Consider the following 18,129-nt stretch of genomic DNA (forward strand, 5'->3'; position numbering starts at 1 on the left):
TTTGATCCTGCGCGAACGCGCCCCATTCTAGTCGTCAGACCCGCGCCGCGACCGATCGAGAAAGGAATCCGATGTCCCTAGAAGACCGCGTCACAGCCGATACGGACCGTGCTCAAGGGCTGGCCGAGCAGGCCCGCAAATGGCTCAACACCGCCGAGACGGCCTTCGAGGCGCACCAGCTGATTGCCCGCACGCTCGGCGGCCAGCTCGACGGCGACACGGCGGTCTTCGGCTTCTGGACACCCGAACTGCAGGACGCACGGATTCCGGACTCGGATGTCTTCCTCGAGGTGCTGTCGCCGAAAGAGCCGCTTGAACTGACGCGCTCGCACCAGACGCTCGCGTTCGAGCGCGTCTATCTGCCCGTCGCGCGCTATGAGGCGCATACCTTCGCTGCCGCGAAGGGGATGCGCGCAGGTAATCGCCACGAGGGCGGGGATTTCTATGCGCTCGTCTGGCGCGACCAGTACGACGAGTGGCACCGCATCCTCGACCCGCTGGCGGCGTCGCTGCCTTTCGGGGCCTTCGCCCCGGCCGAGCTTTATGACCTGGACCGGCTCCAGGCCGAGCGGAAGGACAAGGACTACTGGGCCAACCTGCGCGGCGACAACCCCCACAAGTTCGGCCCGCCGACGAACATCCTGCAGATCCACGTGCCGACCGCGACCGCCGGCGGCACGCTTGCCTCGCTGACGCGCCAGTTCGAGCGTCTGGCCGAGCGGTCGAGGGGCGATCTGCCCATGGACCCGATGGACGAGATCTATCTCGGGTATGACGCGGTGCAGCTTCTGCCGGTCGAACCGACGACCGTCTATGAGGTCGGACCCGACTTCTGGCAGGAGATCCCGCTCGAGGACGGCTCGGTCGAGGTCGAGCTGATCCGGCCCGATACGACGAACTGGGGTTACGACGTCGTGATCTCGGGCATGGCCACGGTGAATCCGGTGCTGCTGGAATCGGGTCGCCCGGACGAGCTGGCGGATCTGGCCGCAGCGCTGCACAACTTTCCCAACAAGCCCAAGATGCTGGTCTTCGACGTGGTGTTCGGCCACTCGGACAACCAGGGGCTCGACGCGCTGAACAACCACTATTTCGGCGGGCCGAACATGTACGGCCAGAACCTCGACTACAAGAACCCGGCGGTTCGAGCGATCCTTCTGGAGCTGCAGCGCCGCAAGGTCGATTTCGGCGCCGACGGCGTGCGCGTGGACGGCGCGCAGGACTTCAAGTGGTGGGACCCGCAGGAGCAGGAACTCAAGCACGACAACGAATATCTGAACCTGATGTCGGACATCGTGCAGAACGTCGCCGGAACCGACTATCGCCCCTGGTTCGTGTTCGAGGACGGCCGCCCTTGGCCGCAGGAAGATTGGGAGCTGTCCTCGACCTACCGTGCCGTGATCGAGCAGCACGCCGATGACGACGTGTTCCAGTGGGGCCCGCTGACCTTCGCGCACAACACGCCCTTCATCTACGGCTACTGGCTGTCGAAATGGTGGCGCATCAAGGAGATGCTGGATCGCGGGTCGAACTGGATCAGTGGCACCGCGAACCACGACACCCTGCGCCGCGGGACGCAGGTGAACCCCAAGCTCAACATCAACACGCGGCTTGGCGACACGCGGATGGAGATCCTCGAGAAGGCGTACGACAATCCGGCGGTGTCGATGCTGACCTATGCGGCGTTCCCGGGCGTTCCGATGGACTTCCTCAACGCCACCGCGCGGGCGAATTGGGGATTCATCCGCAACCAGGACGACAAGTACGGCGTGAAGGTCGTGGCCGAAGAGGCGATCAGCCTGAAGTGGCAGGTCGACGACTACCAGTACTCGGTCCCCGGCAACTTTGAGCGGCTGAAGGCGCTAGGCTTCGAAACGCGCGAAGAACTGCGGCGCTTCTTCGAATTCCTGCCGGCGCTGGTGGAGGTCACCGAGTACGACCTCGACCATATCGCGAAGCTGCTGAACGGGGTCGAGCCGCCGCTTGCAGGGCCGGGCGTCTTCACGGTCGAGGACCTGAAGGGGATCGCGCGGGCCTGGATGGACGACATGCACGATTATTGCAATGTCGCGCATTCGCAGTCGGGCCTGAATCCTTCGCAGACGCGGTTCATGCTGGACTTGCGACGGTATCGCCGCGCGAACCCATGGCTCCGTCAGAACCTTGGACCCGAGGACCACTTTGACTACATGCAACCGGTGGACGGGCGCACGGTCTTCACCAGCTACCGCAAGGGGCCGGGGAAAGAGGTGTTCACGATCACCCACATGGAAGGCGGCGCGACGGACGAGTTCGATCCCCTGCGCCTCCCGATCGAAGGGTTGAGAGGCAGCGGTTGGCGCTGCGTGTTGCGCACGCCCGGCATCGGGGAAGATTACATTTCGGGGCCGATCACCTTGGTGGACAGCATGGGGCTGGTTTTCGAACGGGGGTAGGATGCTGAGATTTCTGGGATACGATCCGGATCGGGTCGGGTCGGTCCACCGCTTCATCGCTTTCGGCGGTGCCATTGTTCTTGCGGTGGTGCTTTTCGCAGTCGCGCTGGCGAATGGCGGGTGGTGGTGGCTTCTGTTCGTGGTCGCGGTGGTATTCGCCGTCGTTGGCGTCAACGATATCATCCAGATCCGCCACTCGATCCTGCGCAACTACCCTGTGTTGGGGCACATCCGCTTCTTCTTCGAGAAGATCCGGCCCGAGATTCGCCAGTACTTCATTGAAAGCGATCAGGACGAAGAGCCATTCAGCCGCGAGGACCGCTCGATCGTGTATCAGCGCGCCAAGAACGAAGAGAGCGCGCGCCCCTTCGGCACCAAGAAGAAGGTGTACGAGGGCGGCTATTCGTGGATGACGCATTCGATCACGCCCACGATCCTCGACCGGCGCGATTTCCGAATGCGTATCGGCGGCCCGGACTGCAAGCAGCCCTACGACGCGTCGCTCTACAATATCTCGGCCATGTCGTTCGGATCGCTCTCGGGCGCCGCGATCGAGGCGATGAACAAGGGCGCGCGGATGGGCGGGTTCTATCACGACACGGGCGAGGGCGGGATTTCGAAGTACCACCGCCACGGAGGCGATCTGACGTGGGAGATCGGCTCGGGCTATTTCGGCTGTCGCAACAATGAAACCGGGGGCTTCGACCCCGCAAAGTTCGCCGCGCAGGTCGAAGACCCGCAGGTCAAGATGATCGAGCTGAAGCTGAGCCAAGGGGCCAAGCCGGGCCACGGCGGGATGCTGCCCGCCGCCAAGATCACCGAAGAGATCGCCGAGGCGCGCGGTGTGCCGATGGGGCAGGATTGCGTCTCGCCCGTCGGCCATTCCGAATTCTCGACGCCGATCGGGCTCTGCGAGTTTCTGGGCGAACTGCGCGACCTGAGCCACGGCAAGCCGGTGGGCTTCAAGCTGTGCATCGGCCACCGGCGCGAGTTCATGTGCATCGTCAAGGCAATGCTCGAGACGGGCATCTATCCCGACTTCATCGTGGTGGACGGGACCGAGGGCGGGACGGGTGCCGCGCCGCTGGAGTTTTCGAACCATGTCGGGATGCCCCTGACCGAGGGGCTGAGCTTTGTCCACAACGTCCTGCGCGGCGCCGACATTCGCGACTGCATTCGCATCGGAGCCGCCGGCAAGCTTATCCACGCCTTCGACATTGCGCGCGCGTTCGCGCTTGGCGCGGACTGGTGCAACTCGGGCCGCGGCTTCATGTTCTCCGTCGGCTGCATTCAGGCGCAGGCGTGCCATACCAACAAGTGCCCAACAGGGGTGACCACGCAGGACCCCCTCCGCCAGAGGGCGCTGGTCGTGCCGGAAAAGGCCGAGCGGGTGGCAGCGTTCCACCGCAACACGATGCGGGCGCTGGCCGAGATGACGGGGGCGGCGGGGCTCGAGGACCCACGCGATTTCCTGCCCTATCACTTCATGAAGCGCGAGGGCGACGGCGACATGGTCGAGGCGTCCGACGTGTGGAACTACCTGCCGGTGGGTTTCCTCGTGCGCGACGTGGGCTTCGATGACGAGGTCTTCCGCCGCCGCTGGAACCGCGCCTCGGCGACAAGCTTCAAGCCGCCCGAGCCGCCGGGGCGGACGCAGACGCGCACCGATGCGGGGGATGCGAGGCGAGCGGCGGAATAGCCGAAGCGGCAGCTGTGGCACGGTGGCGTGCCACAGCTGAAGTGCCTGTCAGCGTTCGGCGGCGATGAGGCCGTGGATGTGCCTCGCGCAGCCCAAAAGCGCTGCGTAGTCGTCTTCGACGCTCCAGACGGCGAACTGGTCCATGAACTCCGAAAACCGCCCCTTGTCGCGGAACGCGTCGTCGAAGCCGTACCGCGAAAGGTGAGGCCGCATCGCCGCTGCCATGCCGCCCGTCAAGTAGACGCCACCGAAGGGAAGATGAGTAAGCGCCAGGTCGCCTGCGACCCGGCCGAGCGCGCGGCAGAACGCCTCGGCGGTTTTGCGGGCGGTCTCGTCCGCGTCGGCGGCGATCAGCCCGACGATTTCGGCCGAGCTCTTGTGGACGTCTTCGCCAGACGCCCAGGCATAGATGCGTTCGATCCCGCGGCCTGATAGCACGTCCTCGACTCCGGGAAAACCGTGGTGCGCCGCCACGTAGCGGGCCAGGGACATGTCCTCTTCCGAGAGGACCGGGAACGACGTGTGGCCCGTCTCGCAGGGGGGCACGAAATGGCCGAACTCGGTGCGAAACACCGGGACCGAATTGAAGCCCGTCCCGACGCCGATCACGAGCTTCGACTTGCGCTCTTCGGCCTTCGGCCCGGGAAGGATGCTGACGAGGCTTTCGGACGACACGAAGGGAACCGCATGTCCCTGTGCCTGCAGGTCGTTCAGCAGGGCGGTGGTAGAGGCGCCGGTGGCAGCCGCCAGCTGCGCGCTGTCGTAGCTCCAGTCCAGGTTCGTCAGCCGGCCGGCCCCTTCGGCCACGGGTCCGGCCAGGGCGATGCAGGCGCCGTCACAGGACACGCCGAACTCTTCCATGAAGGAGGTGTAGATCTGGTCCAGCCCGGAATAGTTACGATTTCGGTAGCGGCGGACGGTACTGGCATCGACCTCTCCGTCGCGCGAGAGGGCGACGCGGGTATTCGTGCCGCCAATATCCGAGACGAGCGAGATCTGGGTCATCGGATGAGCGCCTCCCTCAGCGCGTGGTATGAGGACTTTGGGAGTCGCGTAAGAGTCTTGTAGTCGACATGTACGAGTCCGAAGCGCGGCCCGTATCCGTGATTCCACTCGTAATTGTCCAGAAGCGACCAGGCGAAGTATCCCTTCACCGGCACGCCTTCGTCGATCGCGCGGCGCACCTGCTTGAGATGCGCGTCGAGATACGCGACCCGCGCCTTGTCGCTCACCGCGCCGTTGACCACGTGGTCGTCGGACGCCATGCCGTTCTCGGTCACGTAGATCGGCAGGCCGCGGGTGTAGCCGTCGTGGACGCGGCGGATCATGGTGTGCAGGCCCTCGGGGAAGATCTCCCACCCGACCTGGGTCTTGGGCAGGGGGCCCGGCACCTCCTCGAGCGACGGCCAGGGCCCGTCGGTCGCCTGGATCAGCTTGCGCGTGTAGTAGTTGATCCCCAGCCAGTCGAGCGGCTGGCCGATCAGGTCCATGTCGTCCTGCCAGCCCTTGGGCATGTGGGGCCCGAGCCCTTCGAGCACGTCGTCCGGGTAGCGCTTGTTGAACAGCCCGCCGATGAAGAAGCGGTTGTAATAGCCGTCATAGCGGCGGGCGGCGGCCTGCGCCTCGGGGCTCGCGTCGGCGGGGGTCGCGTATTCGAAATTGCAGACCGCGCCGAGGTTCTTCATGCCAAGACCGCGCATGACCTCGGTCGCACGACCGTGGGCCAGCATGACGTGATGCATCGCGCGGGCGGTGGCGCGGATGTCCGCCACGCCGGGCGCGTGGTGGCCGAGGAAGTGCGACATCCAGCCGACGCACCACGGCTCGTTTATGGGCGCAGCGGACCAGACGCGGTCGCCGATGCGCGACATGATGACCTCGGTGTAGTCGGCGAACCACTGGGCGATGTCGCGGTTGCGCCACCCGCCGAGGTCCAGCAGCGGCGAGGGCAGCTCCCAGTGGTAGAGCGTGGCCGCGGGCTTCAGGCCACGTTCGAGCATCCCGTCCACGAGCCGGTCGTAGAAGTCGAGCCCTTCGGCATTCACCGGGCCGCGCCCCTCGGGCATCACGCGCGCCCAGGAAGTCGAGAAGCGGTAGACGTCGAAATTGCCGTCGCGCAACAGGTCCAGGTCCTCGGGCCAGCGATGGTAGTGGTCGCAGGCGACATCGCCGTTCTGGGCCCTGGTGACGTTGCCGGGAGTGGAGGCAAAGTCGTCCCACTGCGTACGTCCGGCGCCGCCCGCCGCATGGCCTTCGATCTGGTAGGACGAGGTCGCGGCCCCGAAGAGGAACCCCTTGGGGAAGTCGGCGCGGGTATGGCTGAGCATGGGGGCTCCTGATCTATGGTCCGGGCTGAACATAGATTGTCGCCCCGACTCCGTCAAAAGGTGTCGAGGCGGTAAAGCGGGGATCAGATGCCCGACCCGACGATCCTGTTTTCGTTTTTGCCGGTCCGCGTTTGACTTCTAGATGTTCCTGCACGAGCCTTCCGGCGTCCGCACAACCCGGTGAGGTGCGCAGATCGAACCGCGACGCCCCCGGGCAACGATGGGGCGCAGGACATTTGAGAACGTAAGGGAGAGAGATCGATGACCATCAAGACCACCCTCTATACAGGCGCCGCGATGCTCGCGTTGGGCACCGGAATGGCGCACGCGCAGGACCTGGTGTTCGAGAAGGGCGAGGGCGCGTTCACCTGGGAGAGCCTTGAGGAATTTGCCTCGAATCACGACTACTCGGGCCAGTCCATCGATATCACTGGCCCGTGGACGGGTGCCGACGCCGAATTGATGGAATCGGTGGTGGCCTATTTCGAGGATGCGACCGGCGCCAGCGTCAACTACTCGGGCTCGGACAGCTTCGAGCAGGACATCGTGATCTCGACCGAGGCGAACTCGGCGCCGAACATCGCCGTGTTCCCGCAGCCGGGCCTTCTGGCGGACCTTGCCGAGCGCGGCGCGATCACCCCGCTTGAGCCCGAGACGGCGGAGTGGATCCGCGAGAATTACTCGGCCGGCGATTCGTGGGTGGATCTCGCTACCTTCGAGGGCGAAGATGGCGAAGAGCATCTGTTCGCCTTCCCCTACAAGATCGACGTGAAATCGCTGGTCTGGTACGTCCCCGAGCAGTTCGAGGAAGCCGGCTACGAGGTCCCCGAGACCTATCAGGGCCTGAAGGACCTGACGCAGCAGATGGCCGATGACGGTGTCACGCCGTGGTGCATCGGTCTGGGTTCCGGCGCGGCGACGGGCTGGCCCGCAACGGACTGGGTCGAGGATCTGATGCTGCGCACCGCCACCCCCGAGCAGTACGACGCCTGGGTGTCGAACGACCTGCCCTTCGACAGCCCCGAGGTCGTGAACGCGATCGAGGAATACGGCTATTTCCTGCAGGATGGCTTCGTGAATGGCGGCCGCGAGGCGGCGGCGACGACGGACTTCCGCGATGCGCCCTCGGGTCTCTTCCAGTTCCCGCCCGAGTGCTACATGCACAAGGCGGCGACCTTCATCCCGACCTTCTTCCCCGAAGGCACCGAGGTCGGCACGGACGTGGATTTCTTCTACTTCCCCGCGCCTGAAGACGGCGACATCGAACAGCCGGTCCTTGGCGCCGGCACGATGTTCGCGATCACCAACGACAGCGAGACCGCGCGCGGCTTCATCGATTTCCTGAAGACCCCGCTCGCCCACGAGATCTGGGCAGCCCAGGGCGGTCTGCTGTCGCCGCACACGGGGATCAATCCCGAGGTCTTCGAGACGGACGCGCAGCGGTCGCTGAACGACATCCTGCTCGAGGCGACGACGTTCCGCTTCGACGCCTCCGACCTGATGCCGGGCGAGATCGGCGCGGGCGCCTTCTGGACGCAGATGGTCGAGTTCACGACCGGCAGCCAGGACGCCCAGGCCACCGGCGAAGCGATCCAGAGCCGCTGGGACCAGCTGTCCAACTAAGAGACATGCCGGCGCGCATCAGTTGCGGTGCGCGCCGGTCCATCGGCGGATCGGTGCTTGTAAATAAGACCGGGCAGCGCAAAGCTGATTCAACCGGAAGGGCGCCACGGGAGGGGACGATACGATGCCTGTGATCCTGCAGGGGCTGATCACGATTATCATCGGGGTCGGCGGATGCGTCGGGTATTTCTACCTGTCGAACATGATCCTCGACCGCGTCATCTTTCCCGCCAAGGGCAAGAATATCGGGCGCAACATCAACCGCGCGAATGCGGTGCGGCCCTGGCTGTTCCTGTTTCCGGCGCTTTTCGTACTGGGCCTTTACCTGGTCTATCCGGTGATCGGATCGTTCATCCGGTCGCTTTACGGACGAAACCCCGACACGTTCGTGGGCTTCGACAATTACGCGCTGCTTTTCGCGGGCGGCGATTTCACGACCGCCTTCCTGAACAACATGCTGTGGGTGCTTTTCGTGCCCTCGGCATCGACCTTCATCGGACTTGTCGTGGCGCAGCTGACGGACCAGCTGTCATGGGGCAACATCGCCAAGTCGCTGATCTTCATGCCGATGGCGATCAGTTTCGTGGGCGCCTCGCTGATCTGGAAGTTCGTCTACGCCAACGACCCCGATATCGGCCTGATCAACGCGGTCCGCGCCTTCATGGGGTTCGAGAACCCGATCGACGTGATGCAGATCCCGTTCTGGAACAACTTCTTCCTGATGATCATCCTCGTCTGGATCCAGACCGGCTTTGCCATGGTGATCCTTTCGGCCGCCCTGCGCGGCATCCCGGAAGAGACGATCGAGGCCGCGATCCTTGACGGCGCCAACCCGTTCCAGATCTTCTTCAAGATCAAGGTGCCGCAGATCCTGCCGACGATCATGGTGGTCTGGACGACGATCACGGTTCTGGTGCTCAAGGTGTTCGACATCGTCTACACCATGACGGGCGGCAATTTCGGGACCGAGATCCTGCCCTCGTACATGATGGATTTCATGTTCCGCGACGACGGGCGCGCCACCGCCATCGCCTTCGTCATCATGATCGTGGTGCTTCCGGTGATGTTCTGGAACATCCGCGAAGCGCGGAAGGAGATGCGCTGAGATGGATAATATCGCGGGTCGGAAGTCGTCTCTCTCATGGGCCACGCATCTGTCGGTGCTGGCGCTGGTGCTCTTGTGGCTCATCCCGACCATCGGACTTTTCGTGTCGTCGTTTCGCGATCGCGATCAGATCTCGGAGTCCGGCTGGTGGGTCGCGCCGTTCCCGGTCGAACTGACCGCCCGCGGACGCACGGCGACCGAGGCGACGCAGGAGGGCGACATCTTCGTCGTCACCGGCAACATCTACGACGACCCCGAGGCGCAGAGCTTCTTTCCGGAGGGCGGCGGCGAGGTCGTGGCATTCGGCACCCGCGGCGTGAACCCCGGCGAGTTCGAGGCTGGCACGACCGTCGAGTTGGGCGACGGCGAGACGCTGACCGTCAACCCCGACGGCACCTACGAATGGCGCACGCCCGAGGAGCCGGATCGAGGCCAGCGGATCTATTTCGCTGCTGAAAGCCCGCCGAGCTTTACGCTGGCCAATTATCGCCAGGTGCTGACGGCGGACAACATGGACCGCGCCTTCATCAACACGCTGACGGTGACGATCCCCGCGACGATCATCCCGATCCTGGTCGCGGCCTTCGCGGCCTATGCGCTGGCCTGGATGGACTTCCCCGGCCGGGGCATCCTGATCGCAGCTGTCGTGGGCCTGCTGGTCGTGCCCCTGCAGCTGGCGTTGGTGCCCATGCTGAACCTGCACGTCCGCATCGGCATCGGGCAGAGCTTCATGGGCATCTGGTTCGCCCACACGGCCTTCGGAATGCCGCTCGCGGTGTATCTGCTAAGAAACTACATGGCCGGCCTGCCGCGTGACATCATCGAATGTGCCAAGGTGGATGGCGCGACGGATTTCCAGCTGTTCCTGAAGATCGTGCTGCCGCTGTCGCTGCCGGCGCTTGCGGCGTTCTCGATCTTCCAGTTCCTCTGGACCTGGAATGACCTGCTGGTCGCCAAGGTGTTCTTGCCGTCCGATGACGCGAGCAAGGTGATGACGGTGAAGATCGCCGACGACCTGCTGGGTTCGCGCGGGGGGGACTGGGGCATCCTTGCGACGGCGGCCTTCGTGTCGATCGCGGTACCGCTGATCGTGTTCTTTTCCATGCAGCGCTTTTTCGTGCGCGGACTTCTTGCAGGCTCGGTGAAATAATTCATGGCGTTCATGGACGCAGTTTCGGAACGGCCCGTCGAGGCCGGACCGCACGATCCCGACTGGTGGCGGGGCGCCGTCATCTACCAGATCTATCCTCGCTCGTTCCAGGACTCGAACGAGGACGGGGTAGGGGACCTGTCGGGCATCATCCATCGGATGGACTACCTGCAGAAGCTGGGAGTGGACGCGATCTGGATCTCGCCGTTCTTCCGCTCGCCCATGCGGGATTTCGGCTATGACATATCGAGCTTTCGCGAGGTCGATCCGCTGTTCGGCTCGATGGGCGATTTCGACGCGTTGATCCACCGCGCCCATTCGCTGGGCATCCGGGTGCTGATCGACCTGGTGCTCAGCCACACCTCGTCCGAGCATCGCTGGTTCAAGGAGAGTCGGCAGAGCCGGGACAACCCCAAGGCCGACTGGTACGTCTGGGCCGATCCCAAGCCCGATGGCGCGCCGCCCAACAACTGGCTGTCGATCTTCGGCGGCTCGGCGTGGGAGTGGGAAGGCGGACGGATGCAGTATTACCTGCACAACTTCCTGATCGACCAGCCCGACCTCAACTTCCATTGCCAGGCAGTCCAGGAAGAGCTTCTGAACGTCGCGCGCTAGTGGCTGGACAAGGGGGTGGACGGCTTCCGGCTGGACGTCGTGAACTTCTATTTCCATGACAAGGAGTTGCGCGATAACCCGCCCCTGCCGCCCGAGCATCGCAACGAGAACACCGCGCCCTCGGTGAATCCCTACAACTTTCAGGATCACCTCTACGACAAGACCCAGCCCGATAACCTTCTGTTCCTGCAACGTCTGCGGGCGGTCATGGATGAGTACCCGGCGATCACCAGCGTCGGCGAGATCGGCGAAAGCCAGCGTGGAATGGAGACGCAGCGCGAGTACACGTCGAACGGCCGGCTGCACATGGCCTATGATTTCGACTTCCTCTCGACGGTCTATCCCTCGGGCTCGCGGGTCAAGGAGGTGCTTGAGCGTTTTGACCGGATCGTCACCGAAGGCTGGGCGTGCTGGGCCTTCTCGAACCACGATGTCGAACGCTGGGCCTCGCGCTTTTCCATGAACGAGATGCAGCGCAAGCTGTATGCGGCAATCCTGATGACGCTGAAGGGTACGGTGACGCTGTACCAGGGCGAAGAGCTTGGCTTGACCGAGGCCTACGTGCCGTACGAGGATCTGCAGGACCCATATGGCAAGCGGTTCTGGCCCAAGTTCAAGGGCCGCGACGGCTGCCGCACACCGATGCCGTGGACACAGGACCATAACGGAGGCTTCTCGGACGAGCGGCCGTGGCTGCCGATGGCGGTCGAGCATCTGGACCGGGCGGTGTCGGTGCAGGAGCGGGACCTTGGCTCGACGCTGACGTTCTACCGGGCGTTCATCGCGTTTCGAAAGACGCTGCCGGCGCTCGCCAAGGGGGACCTGAGCGTTCTGGCGGCGGACGACGTGCAACTGGTGCTGATCCGCGACGACGGGATCAGCCGGGTCTTCGTGGCCTACAACCTCAGCGGCGGGCCCCTGACGGTCGCGCTGCCCGAGGGGCGCTGGACGCCGCGCAGCGATGCGCCCTTCGCGGCCGAGTTCGCCGACGGAACAGTGGAAATTGGCCCCTACCAGGGCGCGTTCGCCGTGTGCGTGGACGAAAATTGACGGGAGGGTACGGATGGCTGACCTGAAGCTGAAGGACGTCGCCAAGGCCTATGGCAGCGTAAGGGTGCTCGAGCACATCAATCTCGAGATCGGGAAGGGCGAGTTGATCGTCTTCGTCGGCCCCTCGGGCTGCGGCAAGTCCACGCTCTTGCGCATGATTGCGGGGCTCGAGAAGATCACCTCCGGAACGCTCGAGATCGACGGGCAGGTGGTCAACGACGTGCCGCCGTCGCAGCGGGGCATCGCGATGGTGTTCCAAAGCTATGCCCTGTACCCGCACATGACGGTGCGCGACAACATGGCGTTCTCGCTGAAGATCGCCAAGAAGTCGAAGGACGAGATCAACGAGCGGATCGAGAACGCGGCCAAGATCCTGCAACTCGGCCCCTATCTGGACCGTCTGCCCCGGGCGCTGTCGGGCGGTCAGCGCCAGCGCGTGGCGATCGGCCGGGCCATCGTGCGCGATCCGAAGGTCTATCTGTTCGACGAGCCGCTGTCGAACCTCGACGCGGCGCTGCGGGTGGCCACCCGGATCGAGATCGCGCAGCTGAAAGAGCAGATGCCCGACTCGACCATGATCTACGTGACCCACGACCAGATCGAGGCAATGACTCTGGCGACGCGGATCGTCGTGCTCGCGGGCGGGGGGATCAGCCAAGTGGGCACACCGCTGGAGCTTTACGAAAAGCCCGAGAACGAGTTCGTCGCGCAGTTCATCGGCTCGCCCGCCATGAACCTTTTGCCGGGCGAGATCGTCGAAACCGGCGAGCGTACCGTGGTGCGGATGGACGGCGGCGGCACGGCGGTTTCGCACTATCCAACCACCGAAAGCGACAAGGGCGCTGAGGTGAAGGTTGGCGTCCGGCCCGAGGATTTCGCTGAGGCCGAGGCCGGCGACTACATCTTCGAAGGCAAGGTTGACATCGTCGAGGCGCTCGGAGAGGTAACGCTTCTGTATTTCGAGACCGGCGATGCCTCGGCCGAGGATATGGAGAAGGGCCATGCTGCGGTGATCGCCAAGCTCCAAGGCGTTCACCAGAACCTGCGCGGGCGCGAGGTGCGGCTGTCGGCCGATCCCTCGCGCGTGCACCTGTTCAGAAACGGCCGGTCGCTGCTTTACAGCTAGACTCTCCCAACTCGGCCCGATCTAGGAACGGCGGTGATGCTCGGCCCGCGCACAGGGGCACCGGGTCAAGCTGCGCCGTAATATCGGCGGCCCCGGCTACTCGTGGGCGGCCGGCGAAGATCTGCGGGAGATATGCCGGAGAAGTGGCGCAATTGCCTGCACTCGCGGAGCGGGCGGGCCGGGTCGACACAGGCTTGGGGCGGGACTGGGTCGGAGGACCGCAGGTGCTCGGCGCGTCACATGCCCATCGCGACACTGATGACGCCCTTGGGTGCCGCGGTCTCCAAATCGAAACCGTCGGTCCGGCGAAGGGCCGCTCAGGCGGTTCAAGCCCGGTGCCGAAGGCCGGGCTGGCGATTTTCCCGCGACTGTGGATCGCGTGGGATCAGCGCAGCGGTTCGGCCGCTAGCATTCGCTCGAGCACGTTGGCCGGCATCAGGTCGAGCGAAATGAAAAGCCCGAGCATGTCGAAGTGATTATACGCTTCGGCGATTTTGCCGTTCTCGAATCGCATCATGACCTGGGCCGTGATCGCGGCGGCCTTTCCAGTGCGGGCGCTGATGCCGGTGCACCTGATCAGGGCGGAAACCATGTCCTCTTCCGAAACGGTGCGCAGGATTTCGAACCGCGGCTGCTCGATCAGCATCAGGAGGCTCTGCGCAAAGACCACGAAGTCCTCGGGCTTCAGCGCCATGTCGTAGGCGATCCCGCCGAGCTTGGCCGAAGGCGCGAAGAAATCGTCGACCGCCGCAACGTCGCCGCATGTCCAGATCGTCTCGTAGAAATGGAGGATGAACTCTTCATGCGTCATGTGACTGACCTCTGACCGACTGCGGATGTCGCACGGGAGGATGAACAAGACGTAAAGGCATGAAGTGCAGGCTTCTGTTGCCAGGTGCCTGCGAACCCCGCCTTACCCTGCTAGGGGCAAGGGCTTAGATTTCGGTCTAGTTACCGCTTAAGCGGCAACCGCAACCGGAGCACGATTGTCATTGGCAATTGTACTTTTCCGGACCGATAACGGTGGTACCTCACCGAGACAAAGCAACATCTTTAGACGTCCGTCGATCCTATTTCGGCCCCATGCACCCCAATGAAAGGTGATTTGGTGGAGCCGCCGGGTACCGCCCCCGGGTCCGATCCGCTTATTACATGCGCGTTTATGTCCATAGTCCCTTGCGGGACACCGTAGATTTAGGCGCCTGCCCGCACGTCTTCAAGGCGTTTGGATGGGCGGGACAGCGAAATCTTCCCGCCGTGTGGCAGGCGAGGCGGGCGCAGGTGTTGATGGCGTCGGTGCTTTAACCTGTGCGCTGCGCTCGGGCGTGTCGGCCGCAACCTCAGCAGCCGGTCGCACCGTGCGCCTCGCGCCGCGTCGGCGGAGATGCAGGTCCTGCCCTCCAGGTTCAAGGAGCGCCCCTAATGTGTCCTTTGCGTCCGGGTCTTCCCGCAGCAGGGTTTGGAAGTAGTCCCACATGGTGCTAAGTCACCGGCTAACAGGTACGTGACCAGCTCGCAGATACCACGAAACAGAGGGATATAAGGCGATGACAGACGACCCGGGCGGGATCGACATCCCGACGCCGGACGGTGCGGTCAACACGATCGATACGGATTACACCGTCGGCCAAGATAACGTGCAAGGCAGCGTCGGAGCGCTGCAGTTCGACATTCACAACCCCGTCTTCCTGATCTCTTCGCTGACGGTTGTGGCCTTCGTGCTGGTGACGCTGATCTTCCAGGACACCGCGTCCGGCGTGTTCAACTGGCTCTTCACCTTCGTTACGACGACGTTCGACTGGTTCTTCCTTGCCGCCGCCAACGTCTTCGTCGTCTTCTGCCTCGGCGTCGCCATCTCGCCGTTGGGAAGGGTCCGCCTGGGCGGCGCTGACGCGAAACCTGACTACGGCTACATGTCCTGGTTCGCGATGCTCTTTGCCGCGGGCATGGGGATCGGGCTGATGTTCTTCGGCGTGCTCGAGCCGGTCTACCACATGCAGGTCTCGGCACCTTTGGGCCTTCAGGGCCCCTACCAGGACGGGGTACTTCAGCTCGATCAGGTCGCCGCTGCCCGTGCGCACGGCCTCTCGGCGACGATCTTCCACTGGGCGCTGCATCCGTGGTCGATCTATGCCGTCGTCGCGCTGGCCCTGGCGCTGTTCACCTACAACAAGCAGCTACCGCTTTCGATCCGGTCGGCCTTCTACCCGCTGTTGGGCGACCGCGTCTGGGGGTGGCCCGGCCATGCCATCGACATCATCGCCGTGTTCGCCACGCTCTTCGGCCTGACCACATCACTGGGTCTGGGGGCGCAGCAGGCGACGGCCGGCATGAACTACGTCTACGGCGTGCCGAACACGCTGAACACGCAGATCATCGTGATCGCCTGCGTGACAGCCGTGGCGTTGATTTCGGTCGTGCGGGGACTTGAGGGCGGCGTGAAGGTTCTTTCGAACGTCAACATGTGCCTGGCGGGGCTGCTGCTGCTGTTCGTGTTCGTCACCGGCCCGACCCTGGCGATCCTTCAGGATGCCGGGATTGGCCTCGTGACCTATCTGGGCGACGTCGTGCCTCTGTCGAACCCGTTTGGCCGTGACGACGACAGCTTCCGCGAAAGCTGGACGGCGTTCTACTGGGCGTGGTGGATCAGCTGGTCGCCCTTCGTCGGAATGTTCATCGCGCGGGTCAGCCGGGGCCGGACGGTGCGCGAGTTCGTCACCTGCGTGATCCTGATCCCCAGCCTCGTGTCGGTGTTCTGGATGGCGACGTTCGGTGGTTCGGCGATCCATCAGGTGATTCAGATGGGCCAGGACTCGGGCGTCTACGAAAATGTCATCGCCAACTACAACGACGCGCTCGCGATGTTCGCGATGCTGGGCGCGCTGCCCCTCACCGCGCTGACCTCGACCCTGGCGATCATCCTGGTGCTGGTGTTCTTCATCACCTCGTCGGACTCGGGGTCGTTGGTGATCGACACCATCACCGCGGGCGGCAAGACCGAGGCGCCGACGGCGCAGCGGGTTTTCTGGGCCGTGACCGAGGGCGTCGTGGCCATCGTTCTATTGGTGGGCGGCGGCCTGACGGCGCTGCAGGCGATGGTGAATGCGACGGGTATCTTCTTTACCATCGTGCTGCTGGTGCTGTGCTACTCGACCTACCGCGGGTTGAAGTCCGAACCGCGCGGCTAGAGACACGCGTCCGCGGCGAAGAAGGGCCGGCCTTTGCGCCGGCCCTTTCTCGTTTCCAGAGGCGCGCGGCCTATCTCGGGCCGCATGACCGACGAAAGCTCTCCTGTCATCTGGTGGGTGCGCCGAGACCTGCGGCTGACCGACAACCCAGTGCTCCACCGCGCCGCCGACAGCGGACGGCCGGTGATCCCTGTCTTCGTGCTGGACGAGGTGATCGAAAGTCACGGTGCGGCCCCGAAATGGCGACTGGGGCTTGGGATCAGGCATCTTGCCGAGCGGCTCGAGGCCATCGGCTCGCGCCTGATCCTGCGGCGGGGCACGGCGCAAACGGTGCTTGACGCATTGGCGGCCGAGACGGGCGCCGGCGCCGTCTGGTGGACGCGCGCCTACGACCCGCCCTCGATCGAGCGGGACGAGGGCGTGAAATCGACGCTGACGGGCCGGGGCATCGACGCAGGCAGCATGCCCGGACACGTCCTGTTCGAGCCTTGGACGGTCGAGACGAAGCAAGGCGGCTACTACAAGGTCTTCACCCCCTACTGGCGCGCGGTGAAGGACCGGGACGTGCCGCATCCGACGTCAGCGCGGACCGCGCTGCGCACGCCGCAGACGTGGCCCGACAGCGACAGGATCGAAGACTGGAACATGGGTGCCGCGATGGACCGCGGCGCCGTGGTGGTCCGGCCCTGGCTGACCTTGGGCGAAGAGGCCGCGCAAGCCCGCCTTACCGCCTTCGCGGATGGCCGGATCGGCGCCTATGGCCGCGCACGCGATCTGCCCGGCATCGAGGGGACCAGCGGCCTGTCCGAAAGCCTGACCTATGGCGAAATCTCGATCCGCGCCTGCTGGCACGCCGGCCTTCGCGCCGCCAGCCGGGGCGAGGCGGGCGCTGAGACCTGGTTGCAGGAACTGGCGTGGCGCGACTTTGCCTACCACCTCCTCTACCACACGCCGCACCTGTTGACCGAAAACTGGCGGCGCGAGTGGGACAGCTTCCCCTGGAACGAAGACGAGCGGGTGGCAGAGGTGACCGCGTGGAAGCGCGGCCGCACGGGCATCCGCTTTGTCGATGCGGCCATGCGCGAGCTCTACGTGACGGGCAGGATGCACAACCGTAGCCGCATGATTGCCGCCAGCTACCTGACCAAGCACCTGATGAGCCACTGGCGGATCGGCAGTCGCTGGTTTGAGGACACGCTGGTTGACTGGGACCCGGCGTCGAACGCGCTGGGCTGGCAATGGGCAAGCGGGTCGGGACCTGACGCCGCGCCCTACTTCCGCGTCTTCAACCCGGTCACGCAGCTCGACAAGTTCGACAAGGACCGCACCTACGTGACGCGTTTCATCGCCGAGCTGTCCGACGATCCGCCCGGGCCGGCTCGCGCGTTTTTTGACGCGATTCCGCGAAGCTGGCAGATGTCGCCGGACGATCCCTATCCGGAAAAGCCCGTCGTCGACCCGAAGGAAGGGCGCGAACGTGCGCTCAACGCCTATAAAAACCGCGAATTTCCGGCGACCACGCACCCGTGAGCGGGCAGGGGGGCTTCACACGCGTCGCGCGCGCGCACAGAGCGCGCATGACGATCTTGCGCCCGGTGTTCCTGTCCCTTCTGTGCCTCGCGGTTCTGCCGTGGGCGGCCTTCGCGCGCCACATGCCGACGCCGGGGGCCGGCACGGTTGTCGCTGCATCCACGGTCCACCGGGCCGAGCGGCCATGTCGCGGCGCGTCGCTGCCGGGCTCGTCCTGCGCGCCCGAGGCCGTGCTGGCGAGCGCGGCCGTCGCAACCACGGCACGCGTGGCGATGAGTATC

At 64.5% G+C, this 18,129-nt stretch carries 12 protein-coding genes, 1 other RNA gene and 1 pseudogene; 10 read left to right on the top strand and 4 right to left on the bottom strand.

All coding sequences use genetic code 11. The features are described 5' to 3' along the window. Window positions 1–71: 71 nt before the first annotated feature. On the top strand, window positions 72–2,435 hold the full coding sequence (gghA, locus tag ACFDS3_RS09525; RefSeq protein WP_375262120.1) for a glucosylglycerol hydrolase: 2,364 nt from the start codon (window positions 72–74) through the stop codon (window positions 2,433–2,435). Between the two features lies 1 nt (window position 2,436). Next, window positions 2,437–4,134 carry an FMN-binding glutamate synthase family protein gene (locus ACFDS3_RS09530; RefSeq protein ID WP_375262121.1) on the top strand — a complete coding sequence of 566 codons (1,698 nt, stop codon included), beginning with the start codon at window positions 2,437–2,439 and terminating at the stop codon, window positions 4,132–4,134. A 48-nt stretch (window positions 4,135–4,182) separates the two neighbouring features. On the opposite strand, the gene ACFDS3_RS09535 is transcribed toward ACFDS3_RS09530, so the two are convergent. Then, the gene (locus ACFDS3_RS09535) at window positions 4,183–5,139 is read right to left on the bottom strand and encodes a glucokinase (RefSeq protein WP_375262122.1); all 957 of its coding nucleotides are present in this window, start codon (window positions 5,137–5,139) and stop codon (window positions 4,183–4,185) included. Next, window positions 5,136–6,461, bottom strand: coding sequence for a GH1 family beta-glucosidase (locus ACFDS3_RS09540; protein ID WP_375262123.1), 1,326 nt, complete (start codon window positions 6,459–6,461; stop codon window positions 5,136–5,138). The genes ACFDS3_RS09535 and ACFDS3_RS09540 overlap by 4 nt, the downstream gene beginning before the upstream one ends. A gap of 267 nt (window positions 6,462–6,728) precedes the next feature. On the opposite strand from ACFDS3_RS09540, the gene ACFDS3_RS09545 reads away from it, so the two are divergent. The 5 genes and pseudogenes from ACFDS3_RS09545 to ACFDS3_RS09565 all read left to right on the top strand — a co-directional run bounded on the left by ACFDS3_RS09545 (window position 6,729) and on the right by ACFDS3_RS09565 (window position 13,130). After that, complete coding sequence (locus ACFDS3_RS09545; RefSeq protein ID WP_375262131.1) at window positions 6,729–8,084, top strand: ABC transporter substrate-binding protein; 1,356 nt, start codon at window positions 6,729–6,731, stop codon at window positions 8,082–8,084. A gap of 124 nt (window positions 8,085–8,208) precedes the next feature. Further along, the gene (locus ACFDS3_RS09550) at window positions 8,209–9,189 is read left to right on the top strand and encodes a carbohydrate ABC transporter permease (RefSeq protein WP_375262124.1); all 981 of its coding nucleotides are present in this window, start codon (window positions 8,209–8,211) and stop codon (window positions 9,187–9,189) included. A 1-nt stretch (window position 9,190) separates the two neighbouring features. Beyond that, on the top strand, window positions 9,191–10,339 hold the full coding sequence (locus ACFDS3_RS09555) for a carbohydrate ABC transporter permease (RefSeq protein ID WP_375262125.1): 1,149 nt from the start codon (window positions 9,191–9,193) through the stop codon (window positions 10,337–10,339). A gap of 12 nt (window positions 10,340–10,351) precedes the next feature. Next, window positions 10,352–12,004: pseudogene (locus ACFDS3_RS09560) on the top strand (alpha-amylase family glycosyl hydrolase). A gap of 13 nt (window positions 12,005–12,017) precedes the next feature. Then, the gene (locus ACFDS3_RS09565) at window positions 12,018–13,130 is read left to right on the top strand and encodes an ABC transporter ATP-binding protein (RefSeq protein ID WP_375262126.1); all 1,113 of its coding nucleotides are present in this window, start codon (window positions 12,018–12,020) and stop codon (window positions 13,128–13,130) included. A gap of 385 nt (window positions 13,131–13,515) precedes the next feature. Here ACFDS3_RS09565 and ACFDS3_RS09570 read toward each other — a convergent pair whose 3' ends face one another. Both ACFDS3_RS09570 and ssrA read right to left on the bottom strand, forming a co-directional pair. Beyond that, window positions 13,516–13,941: an ester cyclase gene (locus ACFDS3_RS09570; RefSeq protein WP_375262127.1), complete on the bottom strand. Its 426-nt coding sequence runs from the start codon at window positions 13,939–13,941 to the stop codon at window positions 13,516–13,518. Window positions 13,942–14,004: 63 nt separating this feature from the next. Then, window positions 14,005–14,354, bottom strand: a transfer-messenger RNA (tmRNA) gene (gene ssrA, locus ACFDS3_RS09575). A 323-nt stretch (window positions 14,355–14,677) separates the two neighbouring features. Here ssrA and ACFDS3_RS09580 point away from each other — a divergent pair. The 3 genes from ACFDS3_RS09580 to ACFDS3_RS09590 all read left to right on the top strand — a co-directional run. Then, window positions 14,678–16,318 carry a BCCT family transporter gene (locus tag ACFDS3_RS09580; RefSeq protein ID WP_375262128.1) on the top strand — a complete coding sequence of 547 codons (1,641 nt, stop codon included), beginning with the start codon at window positions 14,678–14,680 and terminating at the stop codon, window positions 16,316–16,318. 84 nt (window positions 16,319–16,402) lie between these two features. Beyond that, complete coding sequence (locus ACFDS3_RS09585) at window positions 16,403–17,848, top strand: cryptochrome/photolyase family protein (protein WP_375262129.1); 1,446 nt, start codon at window positions 16,403–16,405, stop codon at window positions 17,846–17,848. Between the two features lie 47 nt (window positions 17,849–17,895). After that, window positions 17,896–18,129, top strand: a 234-nt coding sequence (locus ACFDS3_RS09590; RefSeq protein ID WP_375262130.1) for a hypothetical protein, incomplete at its 3' end; no start/stop codon positions are given.

The organism is Palleronia sp. (assembly GCF_042089775.1).
Taxonomy (GTDB): Bacteria; Pseudomonadota; Alphaproteobacteria; order Rhodobacterales; family Rhodobacteraceae; genus Palleronia.